Below are 20,739 nucleotides of genomic sequence, written 5' to 3'. Positions count from 1 at the left end.
CCATATGGAGGCGCCTTCGAAAGGCCGGCCGGGCAGCCGAGGCCGGCCATTGTCGCGACCAATGCAGGGATCCCCATGCCTGATGTTTCGCAGGAGCCGGATGGCGGCGACGCCCGCCAGGACCGTTCCCATGCCGGACAGGCGATCTACTCGCCGATCACGCTGGCGCTCTACGACTTCGTCGTCCTCACTGTGTCCAATCCGCTGGTCTGGCGCTGCCCGACGGACCGCATCCTGCAGCTCTACAATCAGCACGTGACCGACGATCACCTCGATGTCGGCGTCGGCACCGGCTGGTATCTGGATCGCTGCCGGTTCCCGGCTGCCGCGCCCCGCGTCGGCTTGCTGGATTTGAATCCGAACCCGCTTGCCGCGGCCTCGCGCCGGATCGCGCGATACCGGCCGGAGCTCCATCAGGCCGACGTCCTCAAGCCGCTCGCCATCCCGGCACCGCCATTCCGATCCATCGCGCTGACTTACCTTCTGCATTGCCTGCCGGGCGACATCGCCGAGAAGGCCGTGGCGTTCGATAATCTCACGCCGCTATTGGCACCCGGAGGCGCCGTGTTCGGGGCGACGCTGCTATCGATCGGGGTCGAACGCTCGGCGGCCGCGCGGGCGCTGATGGGCGCCTATAATCGCAAGGGCGTGTTCTCGAACGCCGCCGACAGCGCATCCGCACTCCAGGCTGCGCTCGATCAGCGGTTCCGGACGGTGCGGATCGATATCATCGGCTGCGCCGCCTTGTTCGTCGCCGGCGATCCCCGCCGCCCGGACGCTCCCGGCGGATAATGCCGGACGGCAAGGGCTCCGGACACGCTCTCAGTGTGCCGCGGCGCTGCCGCCCGGCTTGCCCTTTTTCGCGAACAGCAGCAGCACGGCGGCGATGGCGAGCATCACGCCGATCACCGCGAAGGTGTCGCTGAAGCCCATCACGAGCGCCTGGCGCTTCACGGTCTTGCCCAGCGCAATCACGGCCTGCTGCTGGGCGGCGGCGTGGTCGGACATGCCGTGCGCCATGAAGTAGTCGGTCATCTGGGCGATGCGCTGGCGGACTTCCTCCCGCGAGGTCGTCACCGCCTGGCCGATGATGTTGGAGTGGAACTGCTCGCGCTTGGTGATGATGGTGCCGAGCGCAGCGGTGCCGACCGCGCCGCCGAGATTGCGCAGCATGTTGAACAGGCCGGAGGCATTGGCCGCGTCCTTCGGCGCGATTCCGAGCGTGGCAATGGCGGTCAGCGGCGTGATCACCATGGCCTGGCCTACCGCGCGCACGATGTTCGGCAGGAAGAACTGATCGCCGGAATAATCGAGCGACATTTGCGTGTTCATGAAGCAGCTCACCGCGAACAGGCCGATGCCGACGAAGCCGATATAGCGGACGTCGAAGTACCGCATCATCAGCGGCACCAGTGGGATCAGCAGCAGCTGGGGCAGCCCGGTCCAGGCCAGCACGGCGCCGATCTGCTCGGCATTGTAGCCCTGCACCTGCCCGAGATACTGCGGCAGGATATAGACCGAACCGAACAGCGCGAATCCCACCAGCACATTGGCGAGCGTGCCGATGCCGAAATTGCGGTTGCGCAGCAGGCGCAGATCGACGAGCGGCTTTTCAATCTTGAGTTCGATCCAGATGAAGGCCGTGAGAAACACGACCGCCACCACGGCCAGCTTCACGATGAAGGGCGACTGGAACCAGTCGTCCTTGTTGCCTTCCTCCAGCAGGGTCTGCAGCGCCGAGAGCCCGACCGCCATGGTGAGGATGCCGAACCAGTCACCTTCCTTCAGCAGGCTGAACTTCATTGGGGCGCGCTCCAGGGTGAGATAGAGCGCGACGATCATCACCGCGCTCGGCGCGGTGTTGATGAAGAAAATGGTCTGCCAGCCGTAATTCTCGGTGAGATAGCCGCCAATGGTCGGGCCGATGGCCGGCGCGAACGTCACGGCAAGGGCGAACATGGCGAGGCCGGTCGGCTGCTGCGCCTTCGGCAGGCGGGTGGCGACCATGGTGAACGCCATCGGGATCAGCACGCCGCCGGCAAAGCCCTGCAGGCCGCGCATCGCGATCATCTCGCCGAGATTGCTGGCGAAGGCGCACGCCATCGAGAAGATGGCGAAGAAGAAGGTGCTGCCGATCATGTAGGCGCGGAACGAGAACACCCGGCTGAAATAGGAGGTGAGCGGAATCACCACGATCTCGCCGATGAGGTAGGAGGTCGAGATCCACGCGCCGTTGTCGACGCCGGTGCCGATGCCGCCCTCGATGTCGAGCAGCGAGGCATTGGTGATCTGGATGTTGAGGATCGCCATGAAGGCGCCGATCATGCCGGCGAGGATGGCGATCCAGGTGGTGAGGCTGGCCTTCTCGGTGACGCCCGCCGCGCTCGGCCCTGCGCCCGCTGGCATGGCGCCGGCTGTTGCTGTGATGCTCGACATGTCCCTGCCTCCCGGCATCGCGCCGTGCGCGTGCCCGATATGCGGCTGTCCTAGTGCGTGGTTGTCTCAGCGTGCTGCGCCAACGGCGTCGAAACGTCCGCTGTCGAGACGTCCGCCTTGGTGTCGATGGTCGGGTTGACCGACATGCCGGGGCGAAGCTCGCCTGCGAGCGGGTTGTCGGCATCCAGCACGATCTTGACCGGGATGCGCTGCACCACCTTGGTGAAGTTGCCGGTAGCATTGTCGGGCGGCAGCAGAGCGAACTCCTGTCCGCTGGCCGGGGCGATGCTGTCGACATGGCCCGTGACGGTCGTGCCGGGGAACATGTCGACCTCGACCTCGACCTTTTGGCCGGGACGCACGTCAGTGAGCTGGGTTTCCTTGTAGTTCGCCACGATGTAGGTGCCGGCGATCGGCACGACCGACATCAGCTGGGTGCCGGCCTGCACATACTGCCCGACCCGCAAGGTTCGGTTGCCGACCACGCCGTCCACCGGCGAGACGATGGAGGTATAAGAGAGGTTCAGCTCGGCCTGGCGCTGCACCGCCTCGTCACCTGCCAATGTCGCCTGTGCCTGGGCGACCTCGGCCTTCAGCAGGTCGACCTGCTTCAGCGCGTTGGTGAGCGCCGCATTGTCGCGATCGATAGTGGCGCGAGCGGCGGCGATTCGGGAGGCGGCCTGCTGGGCGTTCTGCTGGCTGCCATAGCCGGAGGCGGCAAGCGTCGAATAACGCTTGTCGTCCTGCGCGGCGAAGGCCGCGTTGGCCTGATCGACGCTGATGGTGGCCCGTGCGTTGTCGATGATGGATTGCTGCGCATCGAGCTGCGCCTGCTTGCCCGCGACCATCGCCCGCGCGGCATCGACATCGGCCTTGGCCTGCTGGAGCGCCACCGCGAAGTCGCGGTCGTCGATCCGGGCGAGGACCTGCCCGGTCTTCACCGGCTCATTGTCGGCGACCAGGACGGTGGCGATATAGCCCGAGACCTTGGGGGCGATGGTGGTGCTGTCGGCCTTCACATAGGCATCGTCGGTCGAGATGTTGAAACGCCCGACGGTCCAGTAGTCGTGGCCGTAGTAGCCGGCAGCCGCAAGGGCCGCGAGGCCGGCGCCGATCAGCAGCAGGGTGCGCCCCACACGTCTGCGGGCCGGAGGCGGAGCGGGCGGCGCCCCGGCTTCGGCAGGCTGGGCCGGCGTGACCTCGACGGGCTGAGGAAGCGCTTCGGATGCCGGCACCGTCCGTTCGGCCGAGAAACTACCAGAATGCTTCGACATCTCACCGCTCCCGCGTTTCCGGAATGCGTCGCCACGCGGCGCTCAGATATTGGAAACTTGCTGATTTCCAAAATAGGCACTATAAAATGAGTGTCAACGGGAATTTGGAAAATCGCTATGGTCGAAATTCAACAAGCTGAGAAGCGCGCGCGCGGACGGCCGCAGGCCCGCTGCGACGACGACACCCGCCACCTGATCGTTGAGGCGGCGGCAGCGGAGTTCCAGGCCAATGGCTACGCAACGACCAATATGGGCACGGTCGCGCAGCGCGCGGGCGTGTCCACCAAGACGCTGTACCGCCTGGTGCCGACCAAGGCCGAGCTGTTCGAGAATGTGGTGAAGGATCGGATCTGCCGTTTCATGCTGGCCATAGATAACGACGTCGTCGGCGGGCAGGACCTTGCGGCCGGCCTCGAGCGGCTCTTGTTCGCCTTCGGCACGCTGACCCTCAGCGACGAGGTCATCGCCCTGAACCGGCTGGTGATCGGGGAGTGCGATCGTTTCCCGGAGATCGCGCGGACCTTCTATTTGTCCGCCATCGTGCCGGTGAACGGAATGCTCGAAGGCTGGCTCCAGCGGCAGATCGACCAGGGCAAGCTGCAGATCGCCGACATCCACCTCGCCTCCGGCATCTTGCGCGGCATGATGATCATGGAGCCGCAGCGCGTCGCCATGCTGCGCCAGCGCGAGGCTCCGGATGCGGCCGAGATTGCAAGCCGCGCGAAGATCTGCGCGCAACTCTTCCTCGACGGCTGCCGAAGCTGACAGGGCTACGGGCAACCCGGCACATCGGCGCGCACTAATCATTCGATTTAGTCGAACGATTCGTGCGATATAATGCGTTGGATCGATTGATCACTTGCTGCGATGAAAGATTGTCATCCAGGAGGTGTGGACATGGTCGCGCAGTCCGAGTTCGCCCACAGCGATAGTGCAGCAAAGGCATCGCGGAATGGCATCTGGCCGGGTCTGGTGCTCGCGGCGACAATCGCGGCGGCCGCATTCGGCCTCCGGCAGATACCGATGGTCGGCGTGCTCAGCCCGATGATCCTCGCCATCACGATCGGCGTCGCCGTCCGCAACATTGTCGGCATGCCGGCTCAAGCGACGGCAGGGGTCAAATTCTCGCTTCGCCGCATCCTGCGCTTCGCGATCGCGCTGCTTGGACTTCAGCTCACCGCGGCACAGGTGATCGAGGTCGGCGCCACCGGCATTGCCATCATCGCGCTCACCCTCCTCGCCACCTTCTGCTTCACCATCTGGCTCGGCCGAGTGATCGGCGTCGAGCCCAAGCTCGCCGAGCTGATCGCCGCGGGCACCTCGATCTGCGGCGCGTCCGCCGTGATTGCGGCCAACACGGTAACGCGGGCTCACGATGAAGACGTCGCCTATGCGGTTGCCTGCGTCACCGTATTCGGCTCCGTCGCGATGTTCCTGTACCCGCTGCTCCCGGGCCTGTTGCACCTGACGCCGCATGCCTACGGTCTCTGGGCCGGCGCCTCGATCCACGAGATCGCGCAGGTGGTGGCGGCAGCCTATCAGGACGGCCAGTCGGCCGGCGAGTTCGGCACTATCGCCAAGCTGTCGCGGGTCATGATGCTGGCGCCGGTGGTGCTCGCGCTCGGCCTGCTGGCCAGCCGGCGCGCCCCGCAGGGAGCGGGACAGGCGAAGCCGCCAATCCCATGGTTCGTGCTGGGCTTTCTCGCATTGGTCGCCGTCAACAGCGCGGTTCCCATTCCGCCGGACGCCAAGGCCGCGCTGGTGATCGCCACGACGTTCCTGCTGTCGATGGCGCTGGCAGCCATGGGTCTCGAGACCGACATCGCCAAATTATGTGCAAAGGGACGCAAGCCCTTCCTGCTTGGCCTGGCGGCGTTCATCTTCATCGGCACCTTCAGCCTGCTGCTGGTGAAGATGACCGCATGAGTTGAGCATGACGCTGGAACAGCTGCGCATCTTCGTCGCCGTTGCCGAACGCGAGCACCTGACACAGGGCGCGCGCGAACTGAACCTCACCCAATCGGCCACGAGCGCGGCCATTGCCACGCTCGAAGCCCGCTACGCTGCCCGCTTGTTCGATCGGGTGGGCCGCCGCATCGTCCTGACCGAAGCCGGCCGGCTGTTCCTCGCCGAGGCGAGGGCGGTGCTGGCCCAGGCGGCCGCAGCCGAGAAGGTCCTTACCGACCTCGCCGGACTGGAGCACGGCTCATTGAGCCTGGCCGGCAGCCAGACCGTGGCAAATTATTGGCTTCCCGGCCTGATCGAGCGCTACCGCGTTCTCTATCCCGGGATCGCGGTGAGCCTCGCCATCGGCAACAGCGACTTCGTCGCCGGGCGCATCCACGACGGTGGCGCCGATCTCGGCTTCGTCGAGGGCGCGGTCGACGACCCAGCGCTTGCCGCCATGCCGGTGGCGGAAGACGACATGGTGCTCGTCGCGCCGGTGATCCACCCGTGGGCGTGGCAGGCGCCGCGTGGCGCCGAGCAGCTCAAAATGGGCCCCTGGGTGCTGCGCGAGCCGGGATCGGGCACACGTTCCTTCTTCGAAGCCCACCTGCAGGCCATCGGCTTACCGACCGGCGAACTCAATGTCGCGCTGGAATATCCTTCGAACGAGGCCGTGCGCGCCGCTGTCGAGGCCGGCAGCGGCGCGACGGTGATCTCCCGGCGCGTCGTCGAGGGGTCGATCCGGGCCGGCACCATGGCGGCCATCGACTTCCCGATCCCGCCGCGCCGATTTCTCGCTCTGCGTCACAAGGAGCGCTACGCCACCAAGGCGGCGCAGGCGTTCCTCGATCTCGTGACGAGCGCGACGACACGCTCGCCGGACCTGGTACCGTAGAGCGCGTTTGCTCGCCACCCCATGAAATTCGTCGAAAGGCCGGAAGAAGCCATCGCACGTTTCGTCAAATGAATTGTCGACAGTTGGCAGAAATATACGATAAATATGGCCAAGCCTGCTTAAGGAGGAAATCGATGCTCGTCGACGGCGCAATTCCGGAACTCGTTGAATCCCGCAGCCTGATGGAAGGCTTCACCTGGCAACGCATCCAGACCCGCGGTGCCGAGATCAATGTCGCAACCGCCGGCGAGGGACCGCCTCTGCTGCTGATCCACGGCAACCCGCTCTCGCTGGTGAGCTGGCACAAGATTGCGCCCTCGCTGGCCCGTGACTTCTCGGTCGTCGCCATCGACATGCGCGGCTATGGCGACAGCTCGAAGCCCGATGGCGGCGAGGACCATTCCGGCTATTCGTTCCGCGCCCTCGGCGAGGATGCGTTCGATGTGATGGACGCGCTGGGGCACCACCAGTTCGGCGTCGCCGGCCATGATCGCGGAGCCCGCGTCGGCTTCCGCATGGCGCTCGACCGGCCTGAGCGCGTCACCGGGCTTGCCGCGCTGGACATAGTCCCGACCCACCATGTCCTGAACAACATCACGCTCGGTTGGGCGCGAGAAAGCTATCACTGGTTCTTCATGGCGCAGAAGGCGCCATTCCCGGAAAAGCTCATCTGCGCCGATCTTGATTATTACATGCGTTATAAGCTGAACAAGAAGGGCGTTGGCCTGGAGATATTCACGCCTGAGGCGATGGCTGAGTATATTCGCTGCGCGACGCCCGAGCAGATCCACGCGGTGTGCGAGGATTACCGCGCCACGGTGACCGTCGATCTCGACATGGACACCGCCGAATATGGCAAGCGCAAGATCGCCTGTCCGACCCTCGTCATCTGGGGCGACAACAGCCATTGCGGGCGGCATTTCAAGCCGGTCGAGGCATGGGCGGAATGGGCCGATGACCTCGTCGGCTTCTCCGTTCCGACCGGCCATTATCCGGCCGAGCACCGGCCGGATCTCATCTATGCCGCCTTCTATCGCTTCTTCCGCGGCGAACCCGTCACATGAGTGCACGCAGCCTCACTGCGGCAGCCGCGAAGCAGCGTCTGCACGCCGGCCGGGAGATCGCCTTCCTCGACGTTCGCGAACCCGCCGCTTTCGGCGAAGGGCACCCGCTCTTCGCCGTGCCGTGCCCGTATAGCCGGCTCGAAGTGTTGACAATTGCCCTCGTCCCGCGTGCCGATGCGGCGGTGCTGCTCATCGACGACGGCGATGGTGTCGCCGCGCGTGCGGCGGAGCGGCTCGCGGCATGCGGCTACACCGATGTGAGCCTCATCGAGGGCGGCATGCCGGCCTGGGCGGCGGCGGGATACGGCGTGTTCGCCGGCGTGAACGTGCCGAGCAAGACGCTCGGCGAAATGCTCGAGCACACGCACCATCCGCGGACCATCGATGCCGCGACGCTGCGCCAATGGCAGCGGGAAGGGCGCGAGCACCTGTTCTTCGACGCCCGCCCGCCGGCCGAGTTCGCCAAGATGCGGATCGAGGGCGCACGGTGCCTGCCCAATGGCGAGCTCGCCCATCGCTTCGCCGCCGTGGTGCCGGACGAGGCGGTGCCGGTCGTCATCACCTGCGCCGGCCGCACCCGCGGCATTATCGGTGCGCTCGGCCTGCGGGCCGCAGGCATACGCAACCCGGTGCTGGCACTGGAAAACGGCACGCAGGGCTGGGCGCTCGCCGGCTTCCCGCTCGATCGCGGTGCGGATCCCAACAAGCTGCCTGATGAGCTTCCCCTGCTCGATCCGCAAGCGCGGCAAGCCAGCCGCGCCCGTGCCGAGACCCTGATCGCCCGCAACGAGCTGGCGCGGATCTCGGCGACCGACGCCGCCGCGATGCTCGATGACCGCAAGCAGACCAGCTACCTGTTCGACCTGCGCAGCGCGCACGAGCGCTCCGAGCGCCCCTGTCGCGCCGCCGTGCCGGTATTGGCGGGGCAATTGGTGCAGGCCACCGACCAGTATGTCGGCGTGCGGCACGCGCGGCTGATCCTCGTCGACGACACCGGCCTGCGCGCCGCACTAACGGCGCTGTTCCTGCGCGCGCTCGGCTTCGAGCCGCATATCCTTGTCCTCGACGACGAGCCGCAGGCCGCGCTGCCGCAGAACCGCACAACCACGCTTCGCCATCCTGAAGCGCCGCCGGCGATGACAGCCGGGGAGGCGCTGCGCCACGTGGAGGCGGGAGCCGCTCTTTTGGATCTGCGCCCGTCGCAGGCCTGGGAGGCACGCCGGCTTGAAGGCGCGCATTGGATCAGCCGCGCGGACTTGCCCGCAACGCTGCCCGCCGGCACGCGCGCAGTGGTGCTGCATGCCGAGGAGGCCGATGCCGTCGCGGCGGCAACGATCGATCTGGCGCAGGACGGGATCGCGGTGCACTGGCTGGCAGCGAGCCTTGATGCCTGCGCCGAGGCCGGATGGGTCATCGAAAGTGAGCCGCGCACCCTGACGCGGGAACAGGCGAGCGACCGGGTATGGTTCGTCCATGACCGGCACGACGGCAATCGCGAGGCGTCGCTGCAATATCTCGCCTGGGAGATGGGTCTCATCGCCCAGCTCGACGCAGATGAGCGCGCAGCGTTCGGCGCGGTCGATCTGGCCAACGCTTGATCGTCCCGGATGGGATGAGAGCCTCGTGAACGCCGAAATCGCCGCCCGGTGCCCCGCCACTGTCGGATATAGTGGGTGAGGCGCCGTCGTCGCCCCTCAACCCGGCGGCTTCGCAGCGGCGCCGGCACAGGAGGCCGAGCGCGATGACCAGCCGCTACAAGGACATTCTCTACGACATCGAGGACGGAGTGGCGCGGGTCACCATCAACCGGCCTCAGGTGCTGAATGCCTTCACCCAGGACACGCTGGACGAAATCGAACATGCCATCGACACCGCCGAGGCCGACCGGCGGATCGGCGTGCTGGTTCTGACCGGCGCGGGCGAGCGCGCCTTCTGCGCCGGCGGCGACGTGAACTGGGAGGCGACGGGCGGCCTCAATGGGGTGCGCTACGAGCTCGGGCGCCAGATCGTCAACTGCTCCAAGCCGGTGATCGCCAGAGTGAACGGCTACGCGATCGGCGGCGGGAATCATCTCCAGTATTTCTGCGACATCACGGTTGCCGCCGAGCACGCCGTCTTCGGCCAGAACGGGCCGAGGGTCGGCTCTCCCGCCAGCGGCCACATCGTCAGCCATGCAGCGAACATCATCGGTCACAAGCGGGCACGCGAGATGTGGCTGACCTGTCGCCGCTATTCGGCGCGTCAGATGCTCGACTGGGGCCTGATCAATGCCGTCGTGCCGTATGCCGAGCTCGATGCCGAGGTGCGACGCTTCGCCGACGACATGCTGGCGCTCAGCCCGACCTGCCTGCGGCTGATAAAGGCGTCGTTCCGGCAGCAGATGGAACCGATCCTGGCGCTCGACATGAACGACTTCGTCCGCCAGTTGAAGCCGGACTATTACGAGACCGGCGAGCAGGCCGAAGGCGCCGCCGCATTCCTGGAGAAACGCAAACCCGACTTCAGCCGCTGGCGCTGAGCGTCCGTCGCATCCACCACGCACCAACGTGAATGCCCGGGACAAGCCCGGGCATTTTGGTCGTACCACGCGACATGCGCGCCGGCTTTTCGAAGCTCAGACCTTATGGCCGCGTGCCATCTCTTCCTGGTGCAGGCGCTCGATCGCCGCTTCCTCCGCGGCTTCCGCCCTGGCCTGCTTGCGCTTGCCCCAGGCGGTCATCAGCAGCGACAGCAGCATTACCGCGACGATCCCCATCGCCCCGGGCCGATTCAGGATGTAGAGCGGATTGCCGCCACTGAGCTGATAAGAGCGCAGGAACTCGGTCTCCAGCATGCGGCCGAGCAGGATGCCGACCACCACCGCCGAGATCGGATATTCGTAGCGCACCAAAGCGAAGCCGAGCAGCGCGAAGACGAACAGCGTGATTGGACCCGCCGTCTCGCCGGTGACGGCATAGGTGCCGAGCGTCGCGATCACCAGGATCGCCGGTAGTATGTAGCGCGTGCGCACCCGCACGATATTGCTGGCGACATAGATGAAGCCGATGCCGACCGCCAGCAGCACGATGGCCTGCACGATGTTGTTGAGGATGATGGCATAGACCATCGGCTTCTGGGTTTCGATGAAGTTCGGGCCCGGCACGATGTTGTGCATCATGAAGGCCGCGATCAGGATCGCGGTGGCACCGCCGCCGGGGATGCCGAGCGCCAGCATCGTCGCCATCGAGCCGCCCTCGGCGCTGGCCACCGCGGATTCCGCGGCGATGACGCCCTTCGGATTGCCCTTGCCGAAGGTGGCGCTGTCCTTGGCGGTGCGCTTGGTCTCGGCATAGGCGATGAGGTTGCCGATCGAGGAGCCGACTCCCGGCACCGCGCCGATGATGATGCCGATGATCGACCCGCGGATCAGCACGCCGGGATATTTCAGCGTGCCCCAGCAGCCGATGAGGATCTTGCGCACGCTCACCTCGCGCGCGCTCTCGGCATCGAGAATGTAGTCCTTGCCGGCAAGCGTAAGCAGCTGGCCCGCCGCGAGGAGGCCGATCATCGCCGGGATCGGCGCGATGCCGTCCAGCAGTTCCGGCAGCCCCATGGTGCCGCGCGTAAAGCCGGCAGTGTTCATGCCGACGGTGCCGAGCAGGATGCCGAAGGCCGCGGCCAGCAAGCCGCGCGTGAGGTATTTGGAACCCAGCGAGCCGAGCAGCAGCATGCCCCAGATCGCCACCGCGAACATTTCCAGCGGCCCGATGCGTAGCACGATGTTGGCCATCGGCTCCACCACCAGCAGCAAGAGCACATAGCCGAGGATGCCGCAGATGGTGGAGGCGAACAGCGCATAACCGAGCGCCTCGTTGTGCTCGCCCTTCTTCGACATGGCGTAGCCGTCGAAGGTGGTGGCAAACGAGGATGGCGAGCCGGGAATATTCATCAGGATGGCCGGCACGGATCCACCGAAGCCGGCGCCGGTATAGACCGACGTCAGGAAGACGATGGCGGAAAAGAAATCCATGTAGAGCGACATCGGCAGCACGATCGCCATCGCCATGGTGATCGAGATGCCGGGAATGGCGCTGAAGACCAGGCCGACGATAAGGCCGGGCACGATCCATCCCCAGGACCCGGCGGAAGTGAACATGATGCCGAGAGCTTCCTGGAAGGCAGAAACATCAAGCATTTTCGTGCCCTCAGAGGATGACGGTGAACATGGGGAAGGGAATCAGGGCGCGGAAGCCGTAGATCGCCACCACCGTGACGGCGAGCGGGTACAGCACCAGGCGGACCGGCCGGCGCTCTCCGCAGATCGCCATGGCGGCAGCGGCGAACAGGAAGATCGCGACATCGAAACCGATGGTGTTGAACGTGAACACCATCACGCCCAGCGAAAGGCCCAGCAATCCCATGCGGATGACGTCGGAGCGCTCGGTCGGCAGCTTCGGCGCCAGCGGATCGTACTCTTCCGGCTTCTGCACCACCGGTTCCGCGGTCTCCCTCTGGAAGCATTGCGGAATGATCAGCAAATACATGACCAGCGCGAATATCGCCGTCGGCTGCACCAGAAGCAGATTGTTGATGCTGGTGGAAACACCGCGCGCATCCAGCAGATACCAGATCACCGCCCCGGCGATTACGGTAAGCAGGGCGAAATGGCCGTAGTCGACGGTATAGGAATGGCCACCGATACGCATCGTCGCCTCCTCGAGATCAAGAGTAGAAGAGGCGCGGGCAAGCACGAAGCCGGCCCGCGCCGGGACGCGCCTATTTCAGGAGATTGACATAACGGGCCATCTTGGCCGCGTTGTCGCGATAGGCCTTGTCGGAAGCCTCCGGGCCGTACCAGGTGGTCGCAAGATCCTGCATCTTCAGGGCCTCGATCGCCTTGGGATTCTTGCTGGCGCGCTCGATCGCGGCAACCAGGAACTTGTAGATCTCGGGCTGCTCGTTCTTCAGCTTGCTGGTCACCGCCCAGCCGCGCTGGGAGCCTTCGACGAAATCGGTCTTGAGGCCGCTCTCGGCGATCAGCGGGGCTTCGGGATACCACTCGACCTTTTCCGCCGCGAACATCGCCAGCGGCCGGATCTTGCTCTTGAGCGGCAGGAAGCCTTCGGCACCGACGAAGCCGACATCCACCTGGGCGCCGGCGGTCGCATTGCGGGCGGGACCGCCGCCATCATAGGTGACGATGCGCAGCTTGGTGATATCGATCCCGGCAGCCTGCATCGCCAGCACCATATTGGCATAGTCGGCCGAGGCCGGCTGCACGCCGATGCTGATGCTGCTCGGATCGGCCTTCAGCTTGTCGACGACTTCCTTGTAGCTCTTCAGCGCGCTGTCGGACGAGGTCGCTGCCAGCGTGTAGTCGCGCGACGGCAGGTTGATCATCGCGAAGTCTTCGAACTTGTACGGCGCGTTCTGCAGCAGCACGGTCAGCGGAATGTAGGGCGCGGCCGAGGTGCACAGGATGCTGTAGCCGTCTGCGGGCTGGTTCAGCGCGTAGGAATTGCCGAGCTGGGTTCCGGCGCCCGGCTTGTTGACGATGACCGTCGGCTGCCCGAGCTCCTTGTCGAGATAGGGGGCGAAAGCCCGTGACAGGCGATCATTGTAGCCGCCAGTGGCGAAGGGCACGATGACGTTGATGGGCCGCGTCGGGTAGGCTGCGGCCCGCAAGATGGACGGCATGGCGATGATGCCTCCTGCCGCAGCCAGACCGCCTGCCGTCCATTTGAGTGCGTCGCGTCGCGTGAGATGTGTCATTTGGTCTCCTCCTGCCGCTCCATCTCGATTTGGCCGGCGGAGACGACGAGCGTCGCTGGCCTGGTGGATTTGGCATGCCGAGCCTCTCGCGCCGAACGTCAACTGTCAACACATTTGACGCGGATGCCCGGCGATCGCCTTCGCGAACGCAAAAAGCGTCGGCGGCGGCAAGCGTTTTTCCCGGTCGATGGGCCCGGTTATGACCGTTTCACGCCACTTTGTGCCCAATTGAAGTTACGCTATAGCATCATGATACCGTGTGGGTATCTGTTGACAGTCTACATGAATACTGCCTCAATCGCCCAAACAAGCCTCGCATGCGACGAGGCGCGAACGGGAGGGTGGCACGCCATGCGCGCAGGATCGATCTCAAGCCGGCCGCCATGCCTGTTCGACGTCTCGCAGGCGGGAGCTGCCGGGAAGGTCGACAAGCGGTACCGGGCGCCCGCGTCATGACCAGTACCCAGCTTGACCCCGGGACGGCTCGCCCCGCGTGGCGCAGCTATGGCCCGACCTGGTGGCTGCGCCTGGTCGTGACGTATGCGATCGCGGCGCTGGCCGGCTATCTCGCCATGCGCGCCCATATGCCCCTGCCCTGGATGCTCGGCCCGCTCTTCGCCTGCGGCGCAGCGACGGCATGCGGCGTGCGCCTGCAGGCCGGCCCGCACATGCGGGAGATCGGGCAGGTGATCGTCGGGGTCGCCGTCGGCATGCGTTTCACGCCTCACGTCCTCGCCGCGGCGCTGCACCTGCTGCCGGCCATGCTGGTGGCGACCCTCTACATCATCGCCGTCACCTTCATCGGCGCGCTCATCATGCGCCCGCTGGCACGCATTGACCCGACCACGGCCTTCTTCGCCACCGCCGCCGGAGGCATGGCCGACATGGCGGTGGTTGCCGCTGCCCGCGGCGGCGACACCAATGCGGTGTCCGTGGTGCATGCGCTACGCGTCACTTCGGTGGTCAGCATCGTGCCGTTCATGGTGTTCGCCTTCGGCGAACAAGGCACCGCGCAGACAATCGAATTCAGTGCCGACCACAGCCTGCTCATGCTGCTTCTGGCGTTCGGCATCGCCTATCTGTGCGCCCAGTTGATGCGTCCTACCGCGATCCCGAATCCCTGGCTGCTCGGCTCGCTGCTGCCAAGCGCCGCGCTTGGCGCCTCGGGGCTGCTGGTCGTCGACGTGCCCGGCTACTACCTCGTTGTCGCGCAGATCATGATCGGTGTCTGGCTTGGCCTGCGATTCCGCCGCGAACTGTTCGCCCGCCTGCCCCGTGTCGCCGCTGCCGGCCTGCTGGTGTCGCTGATGCTCATCCTGGCCGCGGCGGCGGGAGCGGAAACGCTCTCATGGGCCACCGGCCTGCCCCTGACCACCAGCTTCCTGTCGCTGGCGCCGGCCGCGGTGACCGAGATGGTACTGACCGCGCGGGCGATGCATGCCGACGCCGAAATGGTCACGGCCTTCCATATCGTGCGCATCGGCCTGATCGCCTCGACCATCCTGCTGGTGTTCCGCCTCTACCGCTTCGTGCTGAGGAGCCACTATGAACCTCGGGTTTGACGGCCGCCGCGCCGTCATCGTCGGCGGCAGCTACGGCATCGGCGAGGCCACCGCGGACGTGCTGCTGCGCGAGGGCGCCGAGGTGCTCATCGCCTCGCGCAGCCGGGACAATCTCGAAGCCGCGGCCCGCCGCCTGTCCGCCTCCATCGGGCGCGCGCCGCACATCTTCGTCGCCGACATGGTGGAGGACGAGCACGCGGCCGAGGCATTGGCGCAGCACACCCGGGACCGCTGGGGCGGGCTCGACATCCTCGTCAATGCGGTCGGCGGCAGCGTGCGCGCGGACTTCGCCACCCTCTCCGACGCCGACTGGCTCGGCAATTACAGCTTCAACATCCTGTCGACGGTGCGCGCGGTGCGTGCGGCCGTGCCGCTGCTGACCGACGGGCGCGATCCCGCCATCGTCGTGCTCGGCGCGGCGGCGGCCAAGATGCCCTACGCCCACCAGGTGATGAGCAATGTCCACAAGGCCGGGCTGCTCGGCCTCGTCAAGACGCTGGCGCTCGAACTCGGCGAGAAGGGCATCCGCGTCAATTGCGTCGCGCCCGGCCGCACCAAGACCCCGCTGTGGATCAACCGCGCCACGAAGATGGCCGCCGAGCGCGGTGTCGAGGTGGAGGCGATCTATGAGGAATTCTCGGCCGAAATCCCGCTCGGTCGCTTCGCCGACCCTTTGGAAATCGCGGTGATGGTGGCCTGGCTCGCCAGCCCGCTCGCCAGCTATGTGACCGGCCAGGCCATCAATGTCGACGGCGGCATTGCCCGCGGCCTTCTCTGAACTGGAGTTACCGATGATCGATACAGACTTTGCCTCGAACCTGCCCAAGCGGCAGAAGGGCAGCAACTGATGAGCGGTTCCGCTACCCTCACCATCGGCGTCCTCGAAGGCGACGATATCGGCCACGAGATCGTGCCCGCGGCATGCCGGATCACGGACGCCGCCGCGCTCGCGAGCGGCCTGAAGATCGAGTGGCGCCCGCTGCCCATCGGACGCAAGGCGTATGATGAACTCGGCACCACCATGCCGGCCGGCACGCTGGAGACGCTGGCCACGCTCGACGGCTTCATCCTCGGGCCGATCGGCCATCAGGCCTATCCGAAGGTGCCGGCCGCCATCAATCCGCATCCGATCCTGCGCAAGACCTTCGACCTGTTCGCCAATGTGCGCCCGACCCGATCCTATCCGGGCATTGGCTGCCTCTATGACGACATCGACCTCGTCATCGTGCGCGAGAACAATGAGGGCTTCCAGCCGGACCGCAACGTCGTCGCCGGCTCGGGTGAATTCCGCCCGACCGAGGACATGACGATCTCGGTGCGCGTCATTACCCGCGCCGGCAGCCGCAAGGTGGCGCAGGCAGCGCTGGAACTCGCCCGCTCCCGCCGCAAGCGCCTCACCGTCGTGCACAAGGACACTGTGTTCAAGCTCGGCTGCGGCATGTTCGTCGAGGAGTGCCACAAGGCGGCGCAGGATTATCCCGACGTCACCGTCGACGAGGTGATCGTGGATACTTTCGCGATGAAGCTGGTGCGCGAGCCGCAGCGCTTCGACACCGTCGTCACCACCAACATGTTCGGCGATATATTGACCGACGAGGCGGCGGGCCTGGTCGGCGGGCTCGGCATGGCGCCGGGACTGTGCATCGGGCGCGGCGAGATCGCGATGGCGCAGGCCACTCACGGCTCCGCGCCGGATATCGCCGGCAAGGGCATCGCCAATCCCTACGCCATGATCGAATCCACCCGGATGCTGATCGAATGGCTCGGCCGCCGGCGCGGCATAGCCGCAGCCGCCCGCGCCAGCGCGCTGATGAAGGCTGGCCTCGATGCGGCGATCGCCGGTCCCGCATCCCGTACCCCGGATATACGCGGCACCGCCAGCCAGGCGGAGATGATCGCGGCGATCCTGAAGAACATGGAGGATGTCGCCCATGCGCCGGCATAAAATCGCGCTCATTCCCGGTGACGGCATCGGCTCCGACGTCATCAATGCCGGACGCCGCGTGCTCGACGCGCTCGCTGCGGCGGACGGTAGCCTGGGCTTTGACTTCGAGACGTTCGACTGGGGCTCGGACCGCTACCGGCGCGTCGGCAAGATGATGCCGGACGACGGCGTCGATACGCTGCGCGGCTTCGACGCCATCTATTTCGGCGCCGTTGGCGATCCCAAGATCCCCGACCACATCACGCTGTGGGAGCTGCGGCTCGCCATCTGCCAGGGGCTCGACCAGTACGCCAATGTGCGGCCGTCCCGGCTGCTGCCGAACATTGTCGGCCCGCTGCGGCCCGAGCTCGGGCGCGACATCGACTGGGTGATCGTGCGCGAGAACAGCGAGGGCGAATATGCTGGTGCCGGCGGGCGGGCGCATCGCAGCCTGCCGATCGAGGTCGGCCTCGACGTCTCGGTCTTTACCCGCGCCGGCGTCGAGCGGGTGGCGCGCTTTGCCTGCGAACTGGCGCTCTCGCGCCCGCGCAAGCTGCTCACCATCGTCACCAAGTCCAACGCCCAGCGTCACGGCATGGTGCTATGGGACGAGGTCTGCCGCGAGGTCATCGCCGACTTCCCCGACCTCACCGTCGACTGGATGCTGGTCGACGCCATGACCATGCGCATGGTGCTGCGCCCCGGCACCATCGACACCGTGCTGGCGACCAACCTGCACGCCGACGTGCTCTCCGACCTCGCCTCGGCGCTGAGCGGAAGCCTCGGCATCGGTGCGACCGCCAATCTCGCACCGGACCGCAGCACGCCATCCATGTTCGAACCGATCCACGGTTCCGGCTTCGACCTGATCGGCAAGGGTATCGCCAATCCGATCGGCGCGTTCTGGAGCGCCGTGCTAATGTTGGAACATCTGGATGAGTCGGCTGCGGCCGCGGCGCTGATGAACGCCATCGAGCGCGTGGCGGCCGAAGGAACGACGCTGACGCCGGACCTAGGTGGTACAGCCACGACCCATGATGTTACCGACGCAGTGATCCGCATAATTCAAAGACAAAATGACGCAGTAGCAAATGCTACGCGCGCCGTTGCCGAATGAACTAAGAGGCGAGACTGATCATTACTGTCAACAATTAACGGTTTGGCCATGAGCAGCGATTCCAGCTTCCTGAGCGACCTGTCGGTGGTCAAGAGCGCGTCGCTGACCAGCGTGCTCGAAAAGGAGATGGAGCGCCTCATCCTGACCGGCGAACTCGAGCCGGGCGAGCGGATCAACGAGATCCATCTGTCCAACCGGTTCGGCACCAGCCGCGGTCCGCTGCGCGAAGCCACCCGCAGCCTGGAGGCGAAGGGCCTCGTCGAGGTCGTTCGCAACCGGGGTGTGTTCGTGCGGCGGCTCTCGGTGGAGGACGCCATCGAGATCTACGATGTGCGCGCCGCGCTGTTCGGACAGGCCGGCCGGCTGCTTGCCGAGCGCATGACCGACGAGTTGCTGGTCCAGCTCACCAAGCTGGTCGATGAGATGGATGTCGTCGCCGAGCGCGCCAATTTCGACGAATATTACCCGCTGAACATCGCCTTCCATAATCTGATCGTGACGTCGGCCGGCAACCGCACGCTCACCGCCGAGTATCAGCGGTTCGTCAACAAGCTGCATTTGTTCCGCGCCCGCGCTCTGGTGCAGGGCGGCGGCCTCTCCGTCTCCAACCGCGAGCACCGTGCCATGCTGGACGCGCTCGCCTCCGGCGACGGCGATCGCGCGCAGATCACCCATTGGCGCCACGTCGCCCTCGCCAAGCGCCGCCTCATGGCCGCGGTGAACGGCGCGACGAGGATCGATTAGGTCCTGCCTACCGCGCCACGCCATCCGAGAGCCTGATCGAAAATTCCAATCGGCCCTCATCCCCGGACTTGATCCGGGGATCCAACCCATCCGCATGCATCCGGTCGAAGTCTGGATCCCCGGGTCAAGCCCGGGGATGAGGGTGGGAGGGATGGCCCGCGTCGGCCGAACCGAATCTCTGAGTCAGAAAGTGACGTGGCTCCATAAGCCAAGATCTCACGCCGCCTTCGCGCGCGCCTCGATCTTGCGGGAGGCCATGCGGGCGGCGAGGCGGATAGCGGATTCGAAGGCGCCGACATCGGCGATGCCCTTGCCGACAATGTCATAGGCGGTGCCGTGCGCGGGCGTCGTGAACACGATGTCGAGCCCGGCAGTGATGGTCACGCCCTTGTTGAAACCCTTGAGCTTGGTCGCGATCTGGCCCTGGTCGTGGTACATCGCCAGCACGCTGTCATATTCGCCGCGGAACGCCTTCAGATAGACGGTGTCGGACGGGAACGGTCCCTGGCAGTCGATGCCGCGCGCATGCATCGCCTCCACCGCCGGGCGGATGATCTCGATCTCCTCCATGCCGAACAGCCCGCCTTCGCCATTGTGCGGATTGAGCGCGGCGACGGCGATGCGCGGGTGCTCGATCCCGGCGAGGTGCATGGTGTCGTTGGCGAGCGTCAGCGCGCCGCAGATCGCATCGAACGTTACCTGGTCGACCGCGGTGCGCAACGAGACATGCGAGGTGACGCGGGTCATCCACTGGCCGTCGAGCACGTTCATCTCGCTGAATGCTCTCGTGTGGCCCAGCAGATGCGCGAACATCTTGTGCTCGTCCGGAAAACGCCACCCGCCCTTGAACATGGCCTGCTTGCTGAGCGGCGCGAAGGTGATGCCGTCGATCTCCCCGGCCTTGGCGAACTCGATGGAGCGCGCCAGCGTGTCGCCGGTGAGCCGGCCGGAATCCGGGCTGGCGACGCCGATGGGAAATTCCGCCGGATCGGTATTGGCGAGATCAACCAGCGGGATGCGCGGGTCGCTCCAGTCCACCGCGGCAGGCGCTCCATAGCGGCGGAAGTCGAGCGCGACGCCGGCATGGCTTGCGCCCATTTCCATGACGCGGGCATCGCCGACCACCACCAGCCGGGCGAATTCGCGCATGCGCCCCTCGGCGAGGCTGCGGGCGACGAGTTCCGGCCCGATACCGGTGCAGTCGCCGGGGGTCAGCGCGATCACAGGCAGGCTTGCGGAGGTCAGGCTGTCGGACACCATGGGAACTCGCCTCGAGATGGGTTGGGATACCGGTTCAGTTTGATCGGTCGTTCAGCGTGCGCAGGAACCGCGCCTTGCCTGCGAGGATGTGGCGCTCCATCAGCCGGCCGGCAGTTCCGCCATCGCCATGGCGCAGCGCATCAACGATGGAGCGGTGCTCGTCATTGGAGGCGCGCATCGAGCCGGGCAGCACCAGGCCGCGCCGCCGGAACAGATGCAGCTCGGCCTCAAGGGTTGGAAACAGCTCGATCAGCTTCGAATTGTCGGAGCAGGCGATCAGCTGCCGGTGCATCTCGTTGTTGAGCGGATAGAAGGTGGCGATGTCGAGGGCATCGATCGCCTCGTCCATGCGCGAGACAAGCTCGTCGAGTACCAAAAGCTGCTGGGCACTGATGATGGCCGCGGCGAGCCGGCCGGCGGTGGCGAACAGCCCGGCGCGCACGTCGTAAATATCGATGGCTTCCTTGGTGCTGATTTCGCGGACGAAGAATCCGCGATTCAGCTCGCTGCGTAACAGGCCGAGCTGCTGCAGCGCGCGGCAGGCCTCGCGCACCGGCCCGCGGCTCATGCCGAGCTTGAGCGCCAGCGCGCTCTCATTGATGCGGGTACCGCCGTGCAACTCCCCGCAGCCGATCAGCCGCTCGACCTCGCGCTGAACCACCGGCACGAACGACGCCGTGCGGGGCGTGCGGGCAGCGGAGCGGGCGGAGAGTTTGGACATGGGTCGTTTGTGCCCTTGGAATAGGCGACTGTCAACACTATAGG

General features: G+C 65.9%; 19 protein-coding genes. 12 read left to right on the top strand and 7 right to left on the bottom strand.

Annotation, left to right across the window (positions count from 1 at the left end; genetic code table 11):
- Positions 1-75: 75 nt before the first annotated feature.
- Positions 76-792 (top strand): class I SAM-dependent methyltransferase, encoded by a 717-nt coding sequence (locus G3545_RS19340; protein WP_170014891.1) that lies wholly within the window; start codon positions 76-78, stop codon positions 790-792.
- Positions 793-822: 30 nt separating this feature from the next.
- Here G3545_RS19340 and G3545_RS19335 read toward each other — a convergent pair whose 3' ends face one another.
- The gene (locus G3545_RS19335) at positions 823-2,436 is read right to left on the bottom strand and encodes an MDR family MFS transporter (RefSeq protein ID WP_170014890.1); all 1,614 of its coding nucleotides are present in this window, start codon (positions 2,434-2,436) and stop codon (positions 823-825) included.
- 50 nt (positions 2,437-2,486) lie between these two features.
- Entirely contained in the window at positions 2,487-3,710 is a 1,224-nt protein-coding gene (locus tag G3545_RS19330; RefSeq protein ID WP_170014889.1) for an HlyD family secretion protein, read from the bottom strand.
- Positions 3,711-3,827: 117 nt separating this feature from the next.
- On the opposite strand from G3545_RS19330, the gene G3545_RS19325 reads away from it, so the two are divergent.
- The 6 genes from G3545_RS19325 (at position 3,828) to G3545_RS19300 (ending at position 10,134) form a co-directional block, all read left to right on the top strand.
- On the top strand, positions 3,828-4,475 hold the full coding sequence (locus tag G3545_RS19325; RefSeq protein WP_170014888.1) for a TetR/AcrR family transcriptional regulator: 648 nt from the start codon (positions 3,828-3,830) through the stop codon (positions 4,473-4,475).
- Positions 4,476-4,607: 132 nt separating this feature from the next.
- Entirely contained in the window at positions 4,608-5,636 is a 1,029-nt protein-coding gene (locus tag G3545_RS19320) for a YeiH family protein (protein ID WP_170014887.1), read from the top strand.
- 7 nt (positions 5,637-5,643) lie between these two features.
- On the top strand, positions 5,644-6,552 hold the full coding sequence (locus tag G3545_RS19315) for a LysR family transcriptional regulator (protein ID WP_170014886.1): 909 nt from the start codon (positions 5,644-5,646) through the stop codon (positions 6,550-6,552).
- A 134-nt stretch (positions 6,553-6,686) separates the two neighbouring features.
- Entirely contained in the window at positions 6,687-7,616 is a 930-nt protein-coding gene (locus tag G3545_RS19310) for an alpha/beta hydrolase (RefSeq protein ID WP_170014885.1), read from the top strand.
- Positions 7,613-9,214 carry a rhodanese-like domain-containing protein gene (locus G3545_RS19305; protein ID WP_170014884.1) on the top strand — a complete coding sequence of 534 codons (1,602 nt, stop codon included), beginning with the start codon at positions 7,613-7,615 and terminating at the stop codon, positions 9,212-9,214. Before G3545_RS19310 ends, G3545_RS19305 begins: the two co-directional genes overlap by 4 nt.
- 143 nt (positions 9,215-9,357) lie before the next feature.
- Positions 9,358-10,134 carry an enoyl-CoA hydratase-related protein gene (locus G3545_RS19300; protein ID WP_170014883.1) on the top strand — a complete coding sequence of 259 codons (777 nt, stop codon included), beginning with the start codon at positions 9,358-9,360 and terminating at the stop codon, positions 10,132-10,134.
- A gap of 96 nt (positions 10,135-10,230) precedes the next feature.
- On the opposite strand, the gene G3545_RS19295 is transcribed toward G3545_RS19300, so the two are convergent.
- From G3545_RS19295 to G3545_RS19285, 3 genes are all read right to left on the bottom strand, one after another.
- Positions 10,231-11,790 carry a tripartite tricarboxylate transporter permease gene (locus G3545_RS19295; protein WP_170014882.1) on the bottom strand — a complete coding sequence of 520 codons (1,560 nt, stop codon included), beginning with the start codon at positions 11,788-11,790 and terminating at the stop codon, positions 10,231-10,233.
- Between the two features lie 10 nt (positions 11,791-11,800).
- Positions 11,801-12,301, bottom strand: coding sequence for a tripartite tricarboxylate transporter TctB family protein (locus tag G3545_RS19290; protein ID WP_170014881.1), 501 nt, complete (start codon positions 12,299-12,301; stop codon positions 11,801-11,803).
- A gap of 70 nt (positions 12,302-12,371) precedes the next feature.
- Positions 12,372-13,367 (bottom strand): tripartite tricarboxylate transporter substrate binding protein, encoded by a 996-nt coding sequence (locus tag G3545_RS19285; protein WP_170014880.1) that lies wholly within the window; start codon positions 13,365-13,367, stop codon positions 12,372-12,374.
- Positions 13,368-13,819: 452 nt separating this feature from the next.
- Between G3545_RS19285 and G3545_RS19280 the strand changes: the two genes are divergently transcribed.
- From G3545_RS19280 to G3545_RS19260, 5 genes are all read left to right on the top strand, one after another.
- Complete coding sequence (locus tag G3545_RS19280) at positions 13,820-14,929, top strand: AbrB family transcriptional regulator (RefSeq protein ID WP_246702478.1); 1,110 nt, start codon at positions 13,820-13,822, stop codon at positions 14,927-14,929.
- Entirely contained in the window at positions 14,913-15,707 is a 795-nt protein-coding gene (locus tag G3545_RS19275; RefSeq protein ID WP_170014879.1) for an SDR family oxidoreductase, read from the top strand. Before G3545_RS19280 ends, G3545_RS19275 begins: the two co-directional genes overlap by 17 nt.
- Positions 15,708-15,776: 69 nt before the next feature.
- Positions 15,777-16,874 carry an isocitrate/isopropylmalate family dehydrogenase gene (locus G3545_RS19270; RefSeq protein ID WP_170014878.1) on the top strand — a complete coding sequence of 366 codons (1,098 nt, stop codon included), beginning with the start codon at positions 15,777-15,779 and terminating at the stop codon, positions 16,872-16,874.
- Positions 16,861-17,970, top strand: a complete 1,110-nt coding sequence (locus G3545_RS19265; protein WP_170014877.1) for a tartrate dehydrogenase — start codon at positions 16,861-16,863, stop codon at positions 17,968-17,970. Before G3545_RS19270 ends, G3545_RS19265 begins: the two co-directional genes overlap by 14 nt.
- 48 nt (positions 17,971-18,018) lie before the next feature.
- Entirely contained in the window at positions 18,019-18,714 is a 696-nt protein-coding gene (locus G3545_RS19260) for an FCD domain-containing protein (protein WP_246702477.1), read from the top strand.
- A gap of 216 nt (positions 18,715-18,930) precedes the next feature.
- On the opposite strand, the gene G3545_RS19255 is transcribed toward G3545_RS19260, so the two are convergent.
- Together G3545_RS19255 and G3545_RS19250 are read right to left on the bottom strand one after the other, a co-directional pair.
- Positions 18,931-19,974: a 4-hydroxythreonine-4-phosphate dehydrogenase PdxA gene (locus G3545_RS19255; RefSeq protein WP_170014875.1), complete on the bottom strand. Its 1,044-nt coding sequence runs from the start codon at positions 19,972-19,974 to the stop codon at positions 18,931-18,933.
- 34 nt (positions 19,975-20,008) lie between these two features.
- Positions 20,009-20,695: an FCD domain-containing protein gene (locus tag G3545_RS19250; protein WP_170014874.1), complete on the bottom strand. Its 687-nt coding sequence runs from the start codon at positions 20,693-20,695 to the stop codon at positions 20,009-20,011.
- Positions 20,696-20,739: the final 44 nt, after the last annotated feature.

The sequence above is a fragment of the Starkeya sp. ORNL1 genome (assembly GCF_012971745.1).
Classification (GTDB): domain Bacteria; phylum Pseudomonadota; class Alphaproteobacteria; order Rhizobiales; family Xanthobacteraceae; genus Ancylobacter.
The sequence above is the reverse complement of the archived record's forward strand: the minus strand, read 5'-3'. Positions and strand labels throughout refer to the sequence as shown.